The organism is Leucobacter sp. UCD-THU (genome assembly GCF_000349545.1).
GTDB lineage: Bacteria > Actinomycetota > Actinomycetes > Actinomycetales > Microbacteriaceae > Leucobacter > Leucobacter muris.
Window position 1 is genome coordinate 572474 of record NZ_KB714602.1, and the last position, 14617, is coordinate 587090.

Annotated in this window: 12 protein-coding genes and 1 pseudogene; 9 read left to right on the forward strand and 4 right to left on the reverse strand. The window is 70.8% G+C overall.

Annotation, left to right across the window (positions count from 1 at the left end; translation table 11 throughout):
* Positions 1-53: 53 nt before the first annotated feature.
* The 3 genes from H490_RS25810 to fmdA all read left to right on the forward strand — a co-directional run bounded on the left by H490_RS25810 (position 54) and on the right by fmdA (position 2428).
* Positions 54-386 (forward strand): endonuclease domain-containing protein, encoded by a 333-nt coding sequence (locus H490_RS25810; protein ID WP_017884376.1) that lies wholly within the window; start codon positions 54-56, stop codon positions 384-386.
* A gap of 423 nt (positions 387-809) precedes the next feature.
* Positions 810-1097, forward strand: a complete 288-nt coding sequence (locus H490_RS31735) for an FmdB family zinc ribbon protein (RefSeq protein WP_081611656.1) — start codon at positions 810-812, stop codon at positions 1095-1097.
* Positions 1098-1171: 74 nt separating this feature from the next.
* On the forward strand, positions 1172-2428 hold the full coding sequence (fmdA, locus tag H490_RS25820; protein ID WP_017884378.1) for a formamidase: 1257 nt from the start codon (positions 1172-1174) through the stop codon (positions 2426-2428).
* Positions 2429-2519: 91 nt separating this feature from the next.
* On the opposite strand, the gene H490_RS25825 is transcribed toward fmdA, so the two are convergent.
* Both H490_RS25825 and H490_RS25830 read right to left on the reverse strand, forming a co-directional pair.
* Positions 2520-3227 (reverse strand): phosphonatase-like hydrolase, encoded by a 708-nt coding sequence (locus H490_RS25825; RefSeq protein WP_017884379.1) that lies wholly within the window; start codon positions 3225-3227, stop codon positions 2520-2522.
* A 134-nt stretch (positions 3228-3361) separates the two neighbouring features.
* On the reverse strand, positions 3362-4141 hold the full coding sequence (locus H490_RS25830) for a GntR family transcriptional regulator (protein WP_017884380.1): 780 nt from the start codon (positions 4139-4141) through the stop codon (positions 3362-3364).
* Between the two features lie 165 nt (positions 4142-4306).
* Here H490_RS25830 and H490_RS25835 point away from each other — a divergent pair, with 165 nt between their 5' ends.
* From H490_RS25835 to H490_RS25860, 6 genes and pseudogenes are all read left to right on the forward strand, one after another.
* A complete protein-coding gene (locus H490_RS25835) occupies positions 4307-5428 on the forward strand; it encodes a TIGR03364 family FAD-dependent oxidoreductase (RefSeq protein ID WP_017884381.1) in 1122 nt (373 codons plus the stop codon).
* Between the two features lie 36 nt (positions 5429-5464).
* Positions 5465-6376 (forward strand): phosphate/phosphite/phosphonate ABC transporter substrate-binding protein, encoded by a 912-nt coding sequence (locus H490_RS25840; RefSeq protein ID WP_017884382.1) that lies wholly within the window; start codon positions 5465-5467, stop codon positions 6374-6376.
* Between the two features lie 125 nt (positions 6377-6501).
* A pseudogene (locus tag H490_RS32975) lies at positions 6502-6669 on the forward strand (ATP-binding cassette domain-containing protein); the annotation flags it as partial.
* A 91-nt stretch (positions 6670-6760) separates the two neighbouring features.
* Positions 6761-7351: a phosphonate ABC transporter ATP-binding protein gene (locus H490_RS25850; protein WP_017884384.1), complete on the forward strand. Its 591-nt coding sequence runs from the start codon at positions 6761-6763 to the stop codon at positions 7349-7351.
* 11 nt (positions 7352-7362) lie between these two features.
* On the forward strand, positions 7363-8205 hold the full coding sequence (gene phnE / locus H490_RS25855; RefSeq protein ID WP_017884385.1) for a phosphonate ABC transporter, permease protein PhnE: 843 nt from the start codon (positions 7363-7365) through the stop codon (positions 8203-8205).
* Positions 8206-8345: 140 nt separating this feature from the next.
* Positions 8346-11213, forward strand: a complete 2868-nt coding sequence (locus tag H490_RS25860) for a metallophosphoesterase family protein (RefSeq protein ID WP_017884386.1) — start codon at positions 8346-8348, stop codon at positions 11211-11213.
* 156 nt (positions 11214-11369) lie between these two features.
* Here H490_RS25860 and H490_RS25865 read toward each other — a convergent pair whose 3' ends face one another.
* Positions 11370-11915 carry a MarR family winged helix-turn-helix transcriptional regulator gene (locus tag H490_RS25865; protein ID WP_017884387.1) on the reverse strand — a complete coding sequence of 182 codons (546 nt, stop codon included), beginning with the start codon at positions 11913-11915 and terminating at the stop codon, positions 11370-11372.
* Between the two features lie 10 nt (positions 11916-11925).
* Positions 11926-13662, reverse strand: coding sequence for a DHA2 family efflux MFS transporter permease subunit (locus H490_RS25870; RefSeq protein ID WP_017884388.1), 1737 nt, complete (start codon positions 13660-13662; stop codon positions 11926-11928).
* Between the last annotated feature and the right edge of the window lie 955 nt (positions 13663-14617).

The following is a 14617-nucleotide window of genomic DNA, read 5'->3' on the forward strand; positions in this document are numbered from 1 at the left end:
GCCGGAGTCGGTAAAAGTGCTTCGAAAAAGCCCTGCCGAGGCTGCGCACCGGAGTGGAGTCGCCCGCCGAGTCGCTCACGCGGCTGCTCATCGAGAACGCGGGGCTGCCGACCCCGCAGACCTGTTGCAGCGTGCCGGTCGACGGGCGGGTGCTCCACGCCGACCTCGGATATCCCGAGTGGAAGATCGCGATCGAGTACGACGGCGTCTATCACCAGCAGGGCGGCGTCGAGCAGCGGCGCCTCGACAACTCCCGCCGAGAGGCGATGATCGATGCCGGGTGGCGGGTGCTCACGGTGACGGCGCTGGACCTGCGCGACCCCTCCGCCTTTCTGCGCAGACTGGGGAAGGCCATCGCGGCGGCCCGCGCGGTGCGCGGCGTCTGACCTGCCGGCGAGCTCTGCCGGTCGCCTCCCGCCGCCTCGGTGGTCACGATCGGTCCGACTGCGTCTCATGAACACCGCCCGAATCGGGCTTCGTCATGGGACGAAGGTGGGCCGATCCATCGGCGGGAGCGGGAGCGGGGGCGCGGGAGAGCGTGGGGAGACGGGAGGCGCGGGCGGGATCGGTGAGCGGGAGCGGCGGCCCGGCGCGCGGGCGGGATCGGTGAGCGGGAGCGGCGGCCCGGTGCGCGGGCGGGATCGGTGAGCGGGAGCGGCGGCCCGGCCTGCGGAGCGCCCGCGGCCGACTCCGTTGACTTCGCACAGCGGCGCGGTTATGGTGGCGGCAATGGGTCTCCGAACCCGGTGGCCCGCTCGACGGAGAGGCCGAATGCTCCTGCTCGGCATCTGAGTTCCGAGGGGGTCCGGTTGCCCAGTTACTCGTACCGATGCTCGGAGGGGTGCCGCTTCGACGCCCTCTACTCGATGGCCGAGGTGCCCCGGGAGACCGACTGCCGCGTGTGCGGCGCCCGGGCGCGACGCTCGGTGACGGCGCCGCATCTCTCACGCAGCGGCACTTCGGCGTTCCAGCTCATGGAGCGGTCTGCGAAGAGCGCCTCCGAGCCCGAGATCGTGAGCGGTGTGCCCCCGTCGGCTTCGCGCCGCGCCCAGTCCACGACTCGTCACCCGCTGCACGCGAAGCTGCCGCGTCCCTGATCCGAGTCCTCGAAGACCGTTACATCCGAACACCCGGCGGCAGCGCAGCCGTCACCACAGAAACGGAGACCACCATGCCAGAGCACATCTTCAGACTGGACTCGAGTAAACGCTTCGTCGATCAGGAGAAACTCGGTCACAACCGGTGGCACCCCGAGATCCCTCCGGTCGCGACCGTCAAGCCGGGCGACAGCTTCCGGGTCGACTGCCGCGAGTGGTTCGACGGGGCGATCAAGAACGACGACTCCGCGCAGGACATCCTCGAGGCGCCTCTGCTGACGGTGCACACGCTGAGCGGGCCGTTCCGCGTCGAGGGGGCGAAACCGGGGGATCTGCTCATCGTCGACATCCTCGACGTCGGCCCGATCCCGCAGGAGGATTCGGGGCCGCTCGCGGGCCAGGGCTGGGGCTACACGGGCATCTTCTCGCGCAACAACGGAGGCGGCTTCCTCACCGAGCAGTTCCCCGACGCGTACAAGGCGGTCTGGGATTTCGCGGGCCAGACCGCGACCTCCCGGCACGTTCCCGGGGTCTCGTTCACCGGCATCATCCACCCGGGCCTCATGGGGACCGCGCCCTCGGCAGAACTGCTCCGCACGTGGAACGCGCGCGAGGCGGCCCTGATCGCGACGGATCCGGATCGCGTGCCGCCGCTCGCTCGGCCGCCTGAAGCGGAGCACGCGATTCTCGGCGGGCTCGACCGCGGCGAGTGGGCGCGCGTCGGATCGGAGGCGGCGCGCACCGCCCCTCCCCGCGAGAACGGCGGCAACCAGGACATCAAGAACTTCACGAAGGGCTCTCGCGTCTTCTACCCGGTCTTCGTCGACGGGGCGAACCTGTCGGTGGGCGACCTGCACTTCTCGCAGGGCGACGGCGAGATCACGTTCTGCGGGGCGATCGAGATGGGCGGTTTCATCGATCTGCGCGTCGACATCATCCCGGGCGGCATGGAGACGTACGGGGTGAGCGAGAACGCGATCTTCATGCCGGGCAACGTCGAGCCGAACTACAGCCACTGGCTCGCGTTCTCGGGTACCTCGGTGACGCTCGACGGCGAGCAGAGATACCTCGACTCGCATCTCTCGTATCAGCGAGCGTGCCTGCACGCGATCGACTACCTCACCAAGTTCGGCTACAGCCCCGAGCAGGCCTACCTGCTGCTCGGCGCCGCGCCGATCGAGGGGCGCCTCTCGGGTGTGGTCGACATCCCGAATTCCTGCTCGACGGTGTACCTGCCCGTCGAGATCTTCGACTTCGACGTGCGCCCCTCGGCGTCGGGGCCGACGCAGATCGATCCCGGGATCGGCGCGCCCGTCGCGGCGAACCGGTAGCGCGGGGTTCGCAATCGGCCCGACTTCGTCCCACCAACGCCCCGGTTTTGAGCGGGGATGGTGAGACCAAGTCGGGCCGATTCGTGGGCGCTCAGCAGCTGGCGAGGTGTGTCGAGACATCGGCGACCGAGTCGAGCAGCGCCGTGAAGGGCTGCCCCTCGAAGGCCGCTCGGTCGAGCTTGCCCGACAGTACGCCGATCGTGACCGCCGCACCGGCATTCGCGCCTGCCTGCACGTCGACGGCGGTATCGCCGGCCACGAGCACCTCCGAGACCGCGAGGGTGCCGGTGCGCTCCATGGCCCGGTGGATCATGTAGGGCGCGGGGCGGCCGGCGGCGACCTCGTCGCCGCAGACGAGCGCGTCGACGGCCGTCCCCGGGGCACGCTCGCCGCCGTCCGCGCCGACGGCCCAGCCGAGCTGGTCGAGGATGCCCTCGGCCACATCGCGCGAGAACCCGGTCGTGAGCGCGACCTGCACGCCGGAAGCGCGCAGGTCGGCGATCGCCTCGGGCACTCCGGCGATCGGGGTCGGGGTCTGGGCGGTGTAGAGCTCGTCGAGGATCGCGCGGAAGCGTTCGAAGGCGACATCGACCTTGTCGGCGGGCTGCGTGGGATCGCCGCCGCCGAGTTCGATGAGGGCGGTGATGGCGGCGCGCTTCTCGGTGCCCATCCACGCCTGCAGGTCGGCGGGGGAGACCGACGCCCCGGTCTCCTCGACCGCGATGCGCAGCGCGTCGTAGACGGCGCCGCCGTCGTCGATGGTGGTGCCGGCCATGTCGAAGACGGCGAGAGTGATCATGCGGGTTCTCCTAGGGGTGGGGTCGCGGGGGAGTTGCGACGCGCCGCCTCGCGGGTGACGGCGCGGGGCGATGCGACTGCCGCTGCGCGGGTGAGCGGAACGGAGGGGTGACGCGGGGTGCGGCGATACGCGGATCAGCCGGCGCGCTCGAAGAGGTCGACGCCGGTGCTGCCGGCCTGGCGCGTGAGCGGGGTGCGGTGCTCGGCGCTGTTCTCGACCACGAAGGTGGCCATCGCCGGCAGGTAGCGGTCGTCGGCGGTCTCGATGACGGTGCCGAACTCGTCGTAGGCGAGACGGCGCACGCGCAGCAGCGGTGCGCCCGGACTCACGTGGAGCTGCTCGACCTCGAGCGGGTGGGCCGCGATGGCGTCGATCACGTGGCGGGCGCGCACCGGCACGACACCCGCGGCGCACAGCGTCTGGTAGATGCTGCCGTGGTCGAGGTCGGCCGAGATGAGGTGCCTGCCGATCTCGTAGGGGAAGAGGGAGCGCTCGAGCATGGCGGGTTTGTCGTCGAGCAGCCGCAGCCGGATGATCTCGACGACGGGGGTGTCGGGCTCGAGCTGCAGCTCGCGCGCGATGTCCTCGGTGGCGGGGCGCCGGCTCGCCTCGATGACGCGCTGGCCCGGGGCGAGCCCGAGCTCGCGAGCCCACTCGGTGAACGACATGAAGGTGTCGAACGACTGCGCCGGGGCGGTGCGCTGCACGCGGGGCGGCGCGCCGCGGCGCCCGATGATCATGCCCTCGGCGCGCAGCGCCGCGAGCGCCTGGCGCACGGGGCCGCGCGAGGTGCCGAACTCGGCGACGAGGGACTTCTCGCTGGGCACGCGGTCGCCGGGCTGCCAGACGCCGGTGCGGATGCGGTGCACCATCTCGGCGTACAGCTTGGCGTGGAGCGGTGAGCTGTCGGTCATGCGGTCAGTCTACAAGTTGTCTGTACTAGTCGAAATGCTCGCCGGTGGCCGTCAGGTGAACGAATCGTGACGATCTCCCACCTGCCGGTTGCGCATCGTGAACGCTTCAAGAACACCCCTCCGGAAAGTTGTCATGATTACTTTTCAGGCTTCACCATCGAATGCATGACCCCCTCCACCCATGCCCCGCACGTCGTGATCGTCGGCGCCGGCATCGTCGGCCTCGGCCACGCCGTCGCCGCGCTCGACGCCGGCCACCGCGTGACGGTGCTCGAGCAGGACGCCTCGGCCGTGCTGGCCAGCGTGCGCAACTTCGGCCACGTCTGCACGTCGGCGCAGGCCGGCGAACTCGGAGAGCTCGCACTCGAGGCGAACCCGCTCTGGCTCTCGCTCGTCGAGCGCGCAGGGGTGGAGGCGCGCCGCTCGGGCACGCTCGCGGTGGCCCGTTCGGCCGCGGAGGAGGCGGTGCTGCAGGAGTTCATCGCCGAGCGAGCCCCCGAAGGGGCGCGGCTCGTGACCGGTGCCGAAGCCGGTGAGCTGCTGCGGATCCCGGATCCCGCCCATCTGCGCGCGGGTGCGCTGCTGCCCGCCGATCTCACCGCCGACCCCCGCACCGCGGTCGCCCGGATCGCCGCCTGGGTTCACGCGCACGAGCGGGGCGAGGTGCGCTTCTCGACGACCGTGCGCGGGGCGCGCGGGGGATCGGTCGAGACCAGCCGCGGCCGCATCGAGGCCGACCACGTGGTGGTCGCGGCCGGGCATCTCGTCGGCCGCCTCTTCCCCGAACTGGCCGAGCGCCACCGCGTGCGGCAGTGCGCGCTGCAGATGGTGCGCGTGCGCGCCCCGCGAGCGATGGGCCGCGGCCCCGCCGTGCTCACCGGCACGTCGATGCTGCGCTACGGCGCGTTCGCGGGCTCCTCCGCCGAAGCGCTGCGCGCCGAGATCCTCGCCTCCCGGCCCGAACTGCTCGAGATCGACGCCAACGTCATGTTCACCCAGCAGGCCGACGGCACCCTGCTCGTCGGCGACTCGCACGCCGCGCACGACGCCGCCCCGCCCTTCCTCGACGAGCGCTGGACGCAACTGCTGCTCGACGAGACGGCCGCCCTGCTCGCCGCTCCGCGCCTCGACGTGCTCGAACGCTGGCAGGGCCTCTACGCCACGAGCGACGAGCAGGACATCCTTCGCGCCGCCCCGACCCCCGGCGTCTCCGTGGTCACCGTGACCACCGGCGTCGGCATGACCGTGGGCCTCGCCCTCGGCGCCCGCACCATCGCATCCCTCTGACCCCATCCCACCGACCTCTGTCACCCAAGGAGAATCGTGAAGAAGACCACCATCCTCGCCGCTTCCGCGGTCGCACTGCTGGGCCTCGGCCTCGCCGCGTGCTCGTCCCAGGCCGACGCGGCCGCGGGCGAGGCCTCGGCCACATGCCCCGACGGCAAGATCCGCTTCGGCATCCTCCCCTACGAAGATCCCGAGTCGCTCGAGCCGGCCTACCAGGTGCTCGCCGAGGCGCTCTCCGAGAAGCTCGACTGCCCCGTCGAGGTGAGCATCACCGAGGACTACGCCGCCGAGGTGCTCGCCATGGAGAACGATCAGCTCGAGATCGCCCAGTTCGGCCCGCTCGGCTTCGTGTTCGCCAACGAGCGCGCCGGCGCAACCGCGATGGTCTCCTTCGGCGACGCCGAAGGCGCACCCACCACCTACACCGGCGGCATCTGGGTGCCGAAGGATTCGCCGGTGCAGTCGCTCGAGGACCTGAAGGGCAAGACGCTCGCGCTCGGCAGCCCCGGATCGACGTCGGGCGACGCCCTGCCGATGTCAGCGATCGTCGACGCCGGTCTCGAGGACGACGTGCAGTGGGACTACGCGGGCGGCCACCCCGAGGCGCTGCTCGCCCTCGTGAACGGCACCGTCGACGCCGCGCAGATCAACTCGCAGACGCTCGCGACCGCGCTCTCCGAGGGCACCTTCGACGAGTCGCAGTTCCGGCAGATCTGGGAGTCGGATCCGATCCCGAACGACCCGATCACCGTTCGCGACAACCTGCCCGAGGAGTTCAAGACCGCCGTCAAGGAGGCCCTGCTGAGCCTCGACGCCGCCGACGTCGAGAAGGTCAGCGCATTCCTCGGCGTCGACCCCGCGGGCCCGCTGATCGAGGTCACGAACGAGACCTACCAGCCGCTGTTCGACCTCGCCGACACCATGGGCCTCACCGAGGCCGACGTCTGATGAGCGCCGTCACCGTGCTCGGAACCCCCTCCTCGGCGCAGCCGGGCGGCACCGCCGAGGTGCTGCTCGACGTGCAGGCCATCTCCAAGAGCTTCGGCGATCGCGTCGTGCTCAAGGACATGAGCATGCGCGTGCACGCGGGAGAGGTGGTCGCGTTCCTCGGAGCCAACGGCTCGGGCAAATCGACCACGCTGCGCGCGGTGAACGGCCTCATCGAGGCGGACTCCGGCGACATCACGATCGCCGGGGTCCGCCTGAGCGAGGCGAGCCCCCAGCGACGCGCCGAGGCGCGACGCACCGCCGCCACCGTCTTCCAGAAGATCCATCTGGTGCAGCGCCGCACNCGGAGCCAACGGCTCGGGCAAATCGACCACGCTGCGCGCGGTGAACGGCCTCATCGAGGCGGACTCCGGCGACATCACGATCGCCGGGGTCCGCCTGAGCGAGGCGAGCCCCCAGCGACGCGCCGAGGCGCGACGCACCGCCGCCACCGTCTTCCAGAAGATCCATCTGGTGCAGCGCCGCACGGTGCTGCAGAACGTGTGCGCCGGCGGTTTCTCGAGGCTGCCCGGGTGGCGCTCGCTGCCACCGCTCTTCCCGCGCGAGCTGAGGGAGGAGGCCATGGCCTGCCTCGACCGCGTGGGGCTCGCGGATCGCGCCCACGACCGCGCCGGAAGCCTCTCCGGCGGCCAGCAGCAGCGGGTGGCGATCGCGCGTGCGCTCTGCCAGCGGCCGCGCATGATCCTCGCCGACGAACCCGTCTCGGCGCTCGACCCCAAGGCGGCCGACGACGTGATGAACCTGCTGCACGATCTCGCCGTCGAGGAGGGCCTCGGCGTCGCCGCGGTGCTGCACCAGCCCCACCTGGCGCGCACGTACGCGCATCGGGTGATCGGCCTGCGCGACGGCGCCCTCGTCTTCGACGCCCCCACCGCCGACATCGACGACGTCGAACTGGCCTCGCTGTACCTCTGAGGAATGCACCCGTGACTGAAACGCTCACCCCCGCCGCCCGAGAGCGCCGCTCCGAAGGGCACCTGCCCGTGCCCCGGGACCCGAGGGCCCCCTACCGCGCCGGCTCCTGGTCCGTCATCATCGCGGCGCTCGTGGTGCTGCACCTGCTCGCCTTCTCGGCCACCGACTTCCACCCCGCGAAGCTCGTCACCGGGGCGCAGGGCATGATGAACTTCCTGTCCGAGGCGATCCCGCCCGACCTCAGCGGGGAGGTGCTGCGGAAGGGCCTCGAAGGCGCGCTCACCACCCTCTGGATCGGCCTGCTCGGCACCACGATCTCGGTGCCCTTCGCGCTGCTGCTCGCCGTGCTCGGCGCGCGCACCACCGCGCCCAACGCCTTCGTCTACCAGATCGCGCGCGGCATCCTCTCGTTCTTCCGCGCCGTGCCCGACATCGTGTTCGCGCTCATCTTCGTGACCGCCGTCGGACTCGGCCCCTTCGCGGGGGTGCTCGCGCTCATCGCCCACAACACGGGGGTGATGGGCAAGCTGTGGTCGGAGGCGATGGAGGACATCGACCCCGGCCCCGAGCAGGTGCTGCGAACCGCAGGAGCCTCCCGCTGGCAGGTGGTCGCGAACGCGACGATCCCCACCGTGCTGCCGCAGCTGACGGGCCTGCTGCTCTACCGCTTCGACGTGAACGTGCGGTCCTCGCTCGTGCTCGGCCTCGTCGGCGCCGGCGGCATCGGCCTGCTCATCAACAAGGCCATCAAGACCTTCCAGTTCGACGAGATGCTCACGTACCTCATCATCATCCTCGTGGTGATCGTGGCGGTCGACCTCGCATCCGGCTGGATCCGCAAGCGGCTGCAGTAACCCCCTGCGGGCGACGGCCCGCGGGGCGCGAGCGGCCGGTCGCCGCGCCGCCCGCTCCCGAGAGAACCGCGCATCCGCACCCCGACGCACCACCACCCCTCCGCAACAGCCCGACGCCCGTACAAGGAGAAACGCCCCTCATGTTGCACAGTTCATTCCGTCGCGCCCCGCGACGCCCCGCCCGCGCGGTCGCCGGAGGAGCGCTGCTCGCGCTCGCCGGAGGCCTGCTCGTCGCGCCAGCCGTCGCCGCCCCCGCCGCGGCCCTCGCGACGCCCTACACCCAGGACTTCGAGACCGCGGGCACCCCGTCGCAGGCCCCCGACGGGTGGTCGGTCGAGAGCGCGAACACCGCCGGCATGCGCGCCGGCTGGGAGGGCTGGACCTTCCACACGCCGGCCGAAGTCGTCTCGGCCTTCGGCAACAGCGGCGACCGCAACGGCTTCGGTAAGGCGCAGGGCCTCGTCGCGGTCGTGCACTCCGACAGCAACCGACCCGCCACCGGCACCTTCGACTCGACGCTGTGGGCCCCCGCCTACGCGGTCGACCCCGGTGCCGCGGCCGTGACCATCAGCTTCGACAGCCACTACAAGCAGGGCCAGGCGCCCCAGGAGGCGAAGCTGCTCGCGAAGATCGACGGCGGCGATCCCGTGCTCGTCGAGCAGTTCGGCACGAACCGCCTCAACCAGACCCACACCTTCGCCGTCGACCTGCCCTCGGGCGCGCAGAACGTGCAGTTCGGCTGGCAGTACCTGAAGAGCACGAACAACTGGTTCTGGATGATCGACAACGTGTCGATCGCGGAGGCCGCCCCGGCCGATCGCACGCCCGCGGTGATCTCCAACACCAAGGCGCCCGTGGCGCCGGGCTCCACGGCGACGGTCGAGGTGGGCGGCCTGCGCCCCGGTCAGCAGCTCGAAGCGTCATTCGGGGGCGGCCCCGTCTCGGGCATCCCCGCGGCCGGCGCCGACGGCGCGGTGTCGTTCGGCGTCGCGATCCCGGCGGATCAGCCGAACGGCACCATTCCGCTCCTGCTCGCCGGTGACGGCGTCGTGCCGGTCGAGACGAGCCTCACCGTGCTGGCGGCACCAGGCGACCTCGGCGCCACCACCGAACCGCAGCTCTGGTTCGACGGGTTCGAAGGCGCCGCCGACGCGTGGCAGGCGGAGGGCGCCTGGCAGTTCACCACCCGCGCCGACGTCGTCGCCTCCCAGGGCACCGACCGCAGGCAGGCGTTCACCCGCGCCTCCGGCACCATCGCGATCGCCGAAGCCTCGACCCAGCCCTTCGCCGGCGCCCTCACCTCGGCGCCCGTCGAGGTGAGCGCGGGCGCGAAGCTCGAACTGCGCTTCGACAGCCACCTCCGCGTGCGCGGCTCGGGCGGCACCGCCGTCGTCAGCGCCGTCTTCGACACCGGCGAGACGATCGTGCTGCGCACGATGACCGAGAACGAGGAGTCGGCGCAGCCCCGACTGCCGCTCACGGTGCCGGACGGCGCGTCCACCGTGCGATTCGCCCTCTCCTACGAGGCGCCCGCCGGCGGCGGATCCTGGATGCTCGACGATCTCCACCTCGTGCAGCCGCTGCCGCAGCTCCCCGCCGACGCCGAGGCCATCGCCCGCATCGACGTGTTCAGCGACGTGCAGGGCGCCAACGCCCGCCTGCAGAACAACGTGATGCCCGGGTTCGAGCGGCTGCCGGGCGGCCGCGCCGGTGTGCTGCTCTCGAACGGCGACCAGACGAGTCAGGGCACCGAGAGCCAGTACAACAGCTACCTCGCGGCCGTGCAGGGCGGCGGCGGAGCAGAGTACCCGACCGTCGTGTCGACCATCGGCAACCACGAATTCTACGGCGGCAACGGCTCCGACGTCTACATCCAGCGCTTCCTCGACCGCACCGGCATGCGCGGCCTCGGCGTCGAGGGCTCGACCTCGCCGAACACGGGGCTGTGGGGCGAGGTGCTCGTCGACGGCGAGCTGCCGCTGCTGTGGATCGGCAGCGAGTACCACGACTACCCCTCGCAGACCGGCAGCGGGCCGTTCGTGGTGCTCTCGGACGAGCAGTTCGACTGGCTGCGGGCCCGCCTCGAGCACTACAGCGCCGAGAACAAGCCCGTCGTGCTCGCCTCGCACCACGTCTTCGCCGACTCCAACTCGGGCACGTACATCAACTTCAACCGCAACGACTTCGACCGCGACACCGAGCGCCTGCAGTCGCTGCTCGCCGCCCACCCGAACGTCACCGTGCTCACGAGCCACACCCACTGGTCCGCCGAGCTCAACGACTGGTCGGTCGAGCAGCGCTTCGACCCGGCGGCCGAACTCGCCCCGACCATCGTGAACACCGCGGCGGTCACCACCCAGTACGGCCCGAGCGGCGACTGGGGCGAAACCGGGATCGGCGGCGCCGATCCCGTGGGCCTGAGGGCCGCCCTCTACGAGGACCGGCTGCGAGTGACCGCCTACTACTTCGACGGCAACGCGGTCGAGCGCGAGATCAAGCACATCGACGTGGCCCTGCCGGCCGAAGCGCCCGCCGCGCCGCCCGAGGTCTCGCTCGGCGCCGGGACCGTCGTGCAGGGCGGCGAGGTGACCGTGACGGGAGCCGGCTTCCTGCCCTCGGAGCCGCTGCGCATCGAGCTGCACTCCGCCCCGGTCGTGCTCGCCACGACGGCGGCCGACGCGCAGGGCGGGCTCGCGGCCACGGTACGCATCCCGGCGGGGACGCCGGCCGGCCGGCACAGCCTCGTGGTGGTGCGCGCCGACGGCACCGAGCTGTCCATGCCCATCGTGGTCAGGGCGGCCGAAGGCGGCACCGGCGGCGGACCCGGGGGCTCCGGCGACACCGGCGGCCAGACCGGCGGCGGGGCGGGCGATGCGGGCCGATCCGGATCGGCCGACGCCCTCTCGCGCACCGGTTCGAATGGCCCGGTCGGCGTCGCGATCGCGGTCGCGCTGCTCATCGCCGGAGGATCGGCGATGGCCGTCAGGCGACTGCGCCGACGGGCCTGAGCGGCCGCGCGGGGAACCCGCGGCGGCGAGCGGGCCGAGGAGCCGGGCAGACGATCCGGCGCCCCGGCCCGCTCGCGCGTGCTCGCGCGGGCGGCACCGGGCGTCGGCGCCCGTCGCGTGGCGCTGGGCGCCCGCGAGCATGGCGGCCGTGCCGGTCTATTGCTCGGCGGTGTGGTCGCGGGTGCAGCGACCCGCCGGCCCGTCGACGCGGATGTCGTGCGCCGAGGCGTTGAAGCGGTGCAGCCCCTCGCGCAGATCCTCGAGTTCCTCCGCGCTCCACCCGACGAAGCGCTCGTGGTAGGCGTGCGCCCAGCGGGCCCGGATGCGCTCGAGCAGCTCGGTCGCCCGCGGAGTCGCCGTCAGCAGCATCACACGACGGTCCTCGGCGGCGGGCTCGGCCTCGACGAGCCCGAGCTCGCGCAGCTTCGCGATCTGGCGGCTCACCACGGCCTTGTCCATGTCGAGCATCTGGCTGAGCGCGGTCGCGGTGATGGGCCCCTTGCGCAGCACGAGCTGCAGTACGATCATGCCGACGCCCTTCAGATCGCTGTCGACCTCCTGCGCGTAACTCGCCCAGTGGCTGCGGGCGAAGGCGAAGACCTCCGAGAACTCCGAGATGATCTGGGCGATGCGGTCGTCGCGATGGGAGGCGACCGCCCCCGCCTGGTCGTTCAGCGGGGAGCGGTCGCTCTGATCCTCCATGGCGTCGAGCCTAGCGCGCCGCAGAGGTGTCGCCATCGCCCCGCTCGCGCGACGAGGAGCCCGCCACCACGGGGATCGACCCCGTGGCGGCCTTGACCGCGTCGCCGAGGAACTCGTGCGCGGCGGTGCCCGCCGCATCGGACGCGGCTGCGGCCTCGCGCTGGCTCAGCTCGGCGATGCGCTCGGCGTTGCTCTTCGTGCTCAGCGGGATGTTGGGCAGGAAGGCGATCGCGATGAGCGCGACGATCGCGACCGGGGAGGCGGCGAGGAAGATGTTGCCGATGGCGTGGCCGTACGACGACTCGACGATCTCGCGCACCGGAGCCGTCAGCTCGGCGATCTTCGGAATGGCGTTGCTCTCCTGGAACCGCTGCAGATCGGCGATCACCTCGGGGTCGGGGTTCGTCTGCATGAGCGCCGCCAGCTCGGTGAAGCCCTCCTTGAAATAGTCGGCGATCTCGTGGGCGAGGATCGCGCCCATCACCGAGATGCCGGCGGTGCCGCCGATCGTGCGGAAGAAGGTCACCGAAGCGCTCGCGGCACCCATCTCGGTCGGAGCGACCGTGTTCTGCACGATGAGCACGAGATTCTGCATGGTCATGCCGACGCCGGCGCCGAGCACGGCCATCGAGACGCCCACGTACCAGTAGTTCGTGTCGTACCGCAGCTGGCCCATCATGAGCAGGCCGGCGAGCAGTGCGAGCGCTCCGACGACCATGTAGCGCTTCCACTTGCCGGTGCGCGTGATGATCTGGCCCACGACGGTCGACGAGATCAGCACGCCGGCCATCATCGGCAGCGTCAGCAGGCTGGACTCGATGACGGAGCGGCCGCGCGCGAGCTGCATGTACTGGCCGAGGAAGACGGCGGTGCCCATCATGGCGAGCCCCACCGCGATCGAAGCGATGGAGGCGAGCGTGAAGGTGCGGTTCTTGAAGAGCGTCATCGGGATGAGGGGCTCTTCGACCTTGAGCTCGACGAGCACGGCGACCACGAGGGCGACGATACCGCCGCCGACCATCGCGACGGTCTGCCACGACCACCACTCGAAGTTGGAGCCGGCGAGCGTCACCCAGATGAGCAGGCTCGAGAAGCCGAGCGAGATGAGCGCCGTGCCCCAGTAGTCGATCTTGACCTTCTGCTTGCGGGTGGGCAGGTGGAGGGTGCGCTGCAGCATGATGATCGCGACGATCGCGATGGGAGCCGCGACGTAGAAGTTCCAGCGCCAGCCGACCGTGTCGGTGAGCAGGCCGCCGAGCAGCGGGCCGCCGACCGTGGCCACGGCCATGATCGCGCCGAGGATGCCCATGTACTTGCCGCGCTCGAGCGGGCTGATGATCTCAGCGAGCACGATCTGGGCGAGCGCGCCGAGGCCGCCGACGCCGAGGCCCTGCACGACGCGGAATGCGATGAGCCAGGTGGGATCCTGCGCCATGCCGGCGAACGCCGATCCCACGATGAAGACGATGATCGCCACCTGCAGCAGCACCTTCTTGCTGGTGAGGTCGGCGAGCTTGCCCCAGATTGGGGTCGAGATCGCGGCCGCGAGCATGGTGGCGGTGACCACCCAGGTGAACGCGGCCTGCGTGCCTCCGATGTCGGCGATGATGATCGGCATCGAGGTGCCGACCACGTTCATGGCGAGCATGGAGACGAAGTTGGCGAGGAAGAGTCCGGCGAGCGCGAGGTTCTTGGCTCGGCCGGTGAGCAGCCCCGTTTCGGGGGTGTGCTGCGAGGGCTGTGACATCCGGGTCCTTATCGATGTGCGACGTGCGGGCGGTGCTCCCGTCGCTGCTCGCCCGAGGCGGATCGCGAGCGGGTCGCCGGGCTTCTGCCGGCGCGGCACCTTCGTTGACGAAGATCAACTATATGCCAATGGTTGATCTTTATCAACCATCTCCCTTTCCGGGGTTCGGCGGGTTGCCCGCAGGGCCTCGCTCCTGCTGCGCGCGTTGCCCTCGCCCTGCTTTGCCGAGTCATGCCCCGACCTGACTCCCGCCCCGACCTGACTCCCGCCCACCCAACCCACCGATCGACGTTCAAGCACCGAATATCTCGGAATCGGGGTGCTTGAGCGTCGATCGGTGGCGGGCGGGTGAGGCGAGGCGTGCGAGAGAAGGGGGAAGGAAGGGGAAGGAGGGAAGGGGGGAGCAAGGGGATGGATGGAAGGAAGGAAGGAGAGAGGCCGGGACAGAGGAGAGGGAAATGATCGAGGAGGGAGAGGGGCGATCTTGGGGGCGAGGGACGATGAGTAAGGGGTCGCGGTGCAGGAGGATCGGATAGAGGGGATCCGGGTCGGGTGGGGACTCGGGTGTGGTCGGAATGGAGGACGCCGGCGCGGTCACCCTCCACCTCCAACTCCTTTCGCTCCCCTTTTCCACACAACCGCACCGATCGACGTTCAAGCGCCGAAGATCCCGGAATCGGGGTGTTTGAACGTCGATCGGTGCCGGAATCGGGCCGATAGAGGGGGATCGGAAGGGAAAGGAGGAGGGAAAACTTCCGTCTCCGTCCGCTCCTCTTCTCTGCACAACCGCACCGATCGACGTTCGCGCACCGAAGATCCCGGAATCGGGGTGCTGGAACGTCGATCGGTGCGGTTGTGGGGCGACAAGGGTGTAGGACGAGGCGTGCGGGAGAGGGAGAGGACGAGGGGGAGAAGAGGAGAGGAAGGGAAGGGAAGGGAAGGGAAGTTTTCGCTG

What these genes read in the sequence shown, in the direction of transcription:
- fmdA (WP_017884378.1), top strand. Translation starts at nt 1,172, where the DNA reads ATGCCAGAGCACATCTTCAGACTGGACTCGAGTAAACGCTTCGTCGAT.
- H490_RS25825 (WP_017884379.1), bottom strand. Translation starts at nt 3,227, where the DNA reads ATGATCACTCTCGCCGTCTTCGACATGGCCGGCACCACCATCGACGAC.
- H490_RS25830 (WP_017884380.1), bottom strand. Translation starts at nt 4,141, where the DNA reads ATGACCGACAGCTCACCGCTCCACGCCAAGCTGTACGCCGAGATGGTG.
- H490_RS25835 (WP_017884381.1), top strand. Translation starts at nt 4,307, where the DNA reads ATGACCCCCTCCACCCATGCCCCGCACGTCGTGATCGTCGGCGCCGGC.
- H490_RS25860 (WP_017884386.1), top strand. Translation starts at nt 8,346, where the DNA reads ATGTTGCACAGTTCATTCCGTCGCGCCCCGCGACGCCCCGCCCGCGCG.
- H490_RS25865 (WP_017884387.1), bottom strand. Translation starts at nt 11,915, where the DNA reads ATGGAGGATCAGAGCGACCGCTCCCCGCTGAACGACCAGGCGGGGGCG.
- H490_RS25870 (WP_017884388.1), bottom strand. Translation starts at nt 13,662, where the DNA reads ATGTCACAGCCCTCGCAGCACACCCCCGAAACGGGGCTGCTCACCGGC.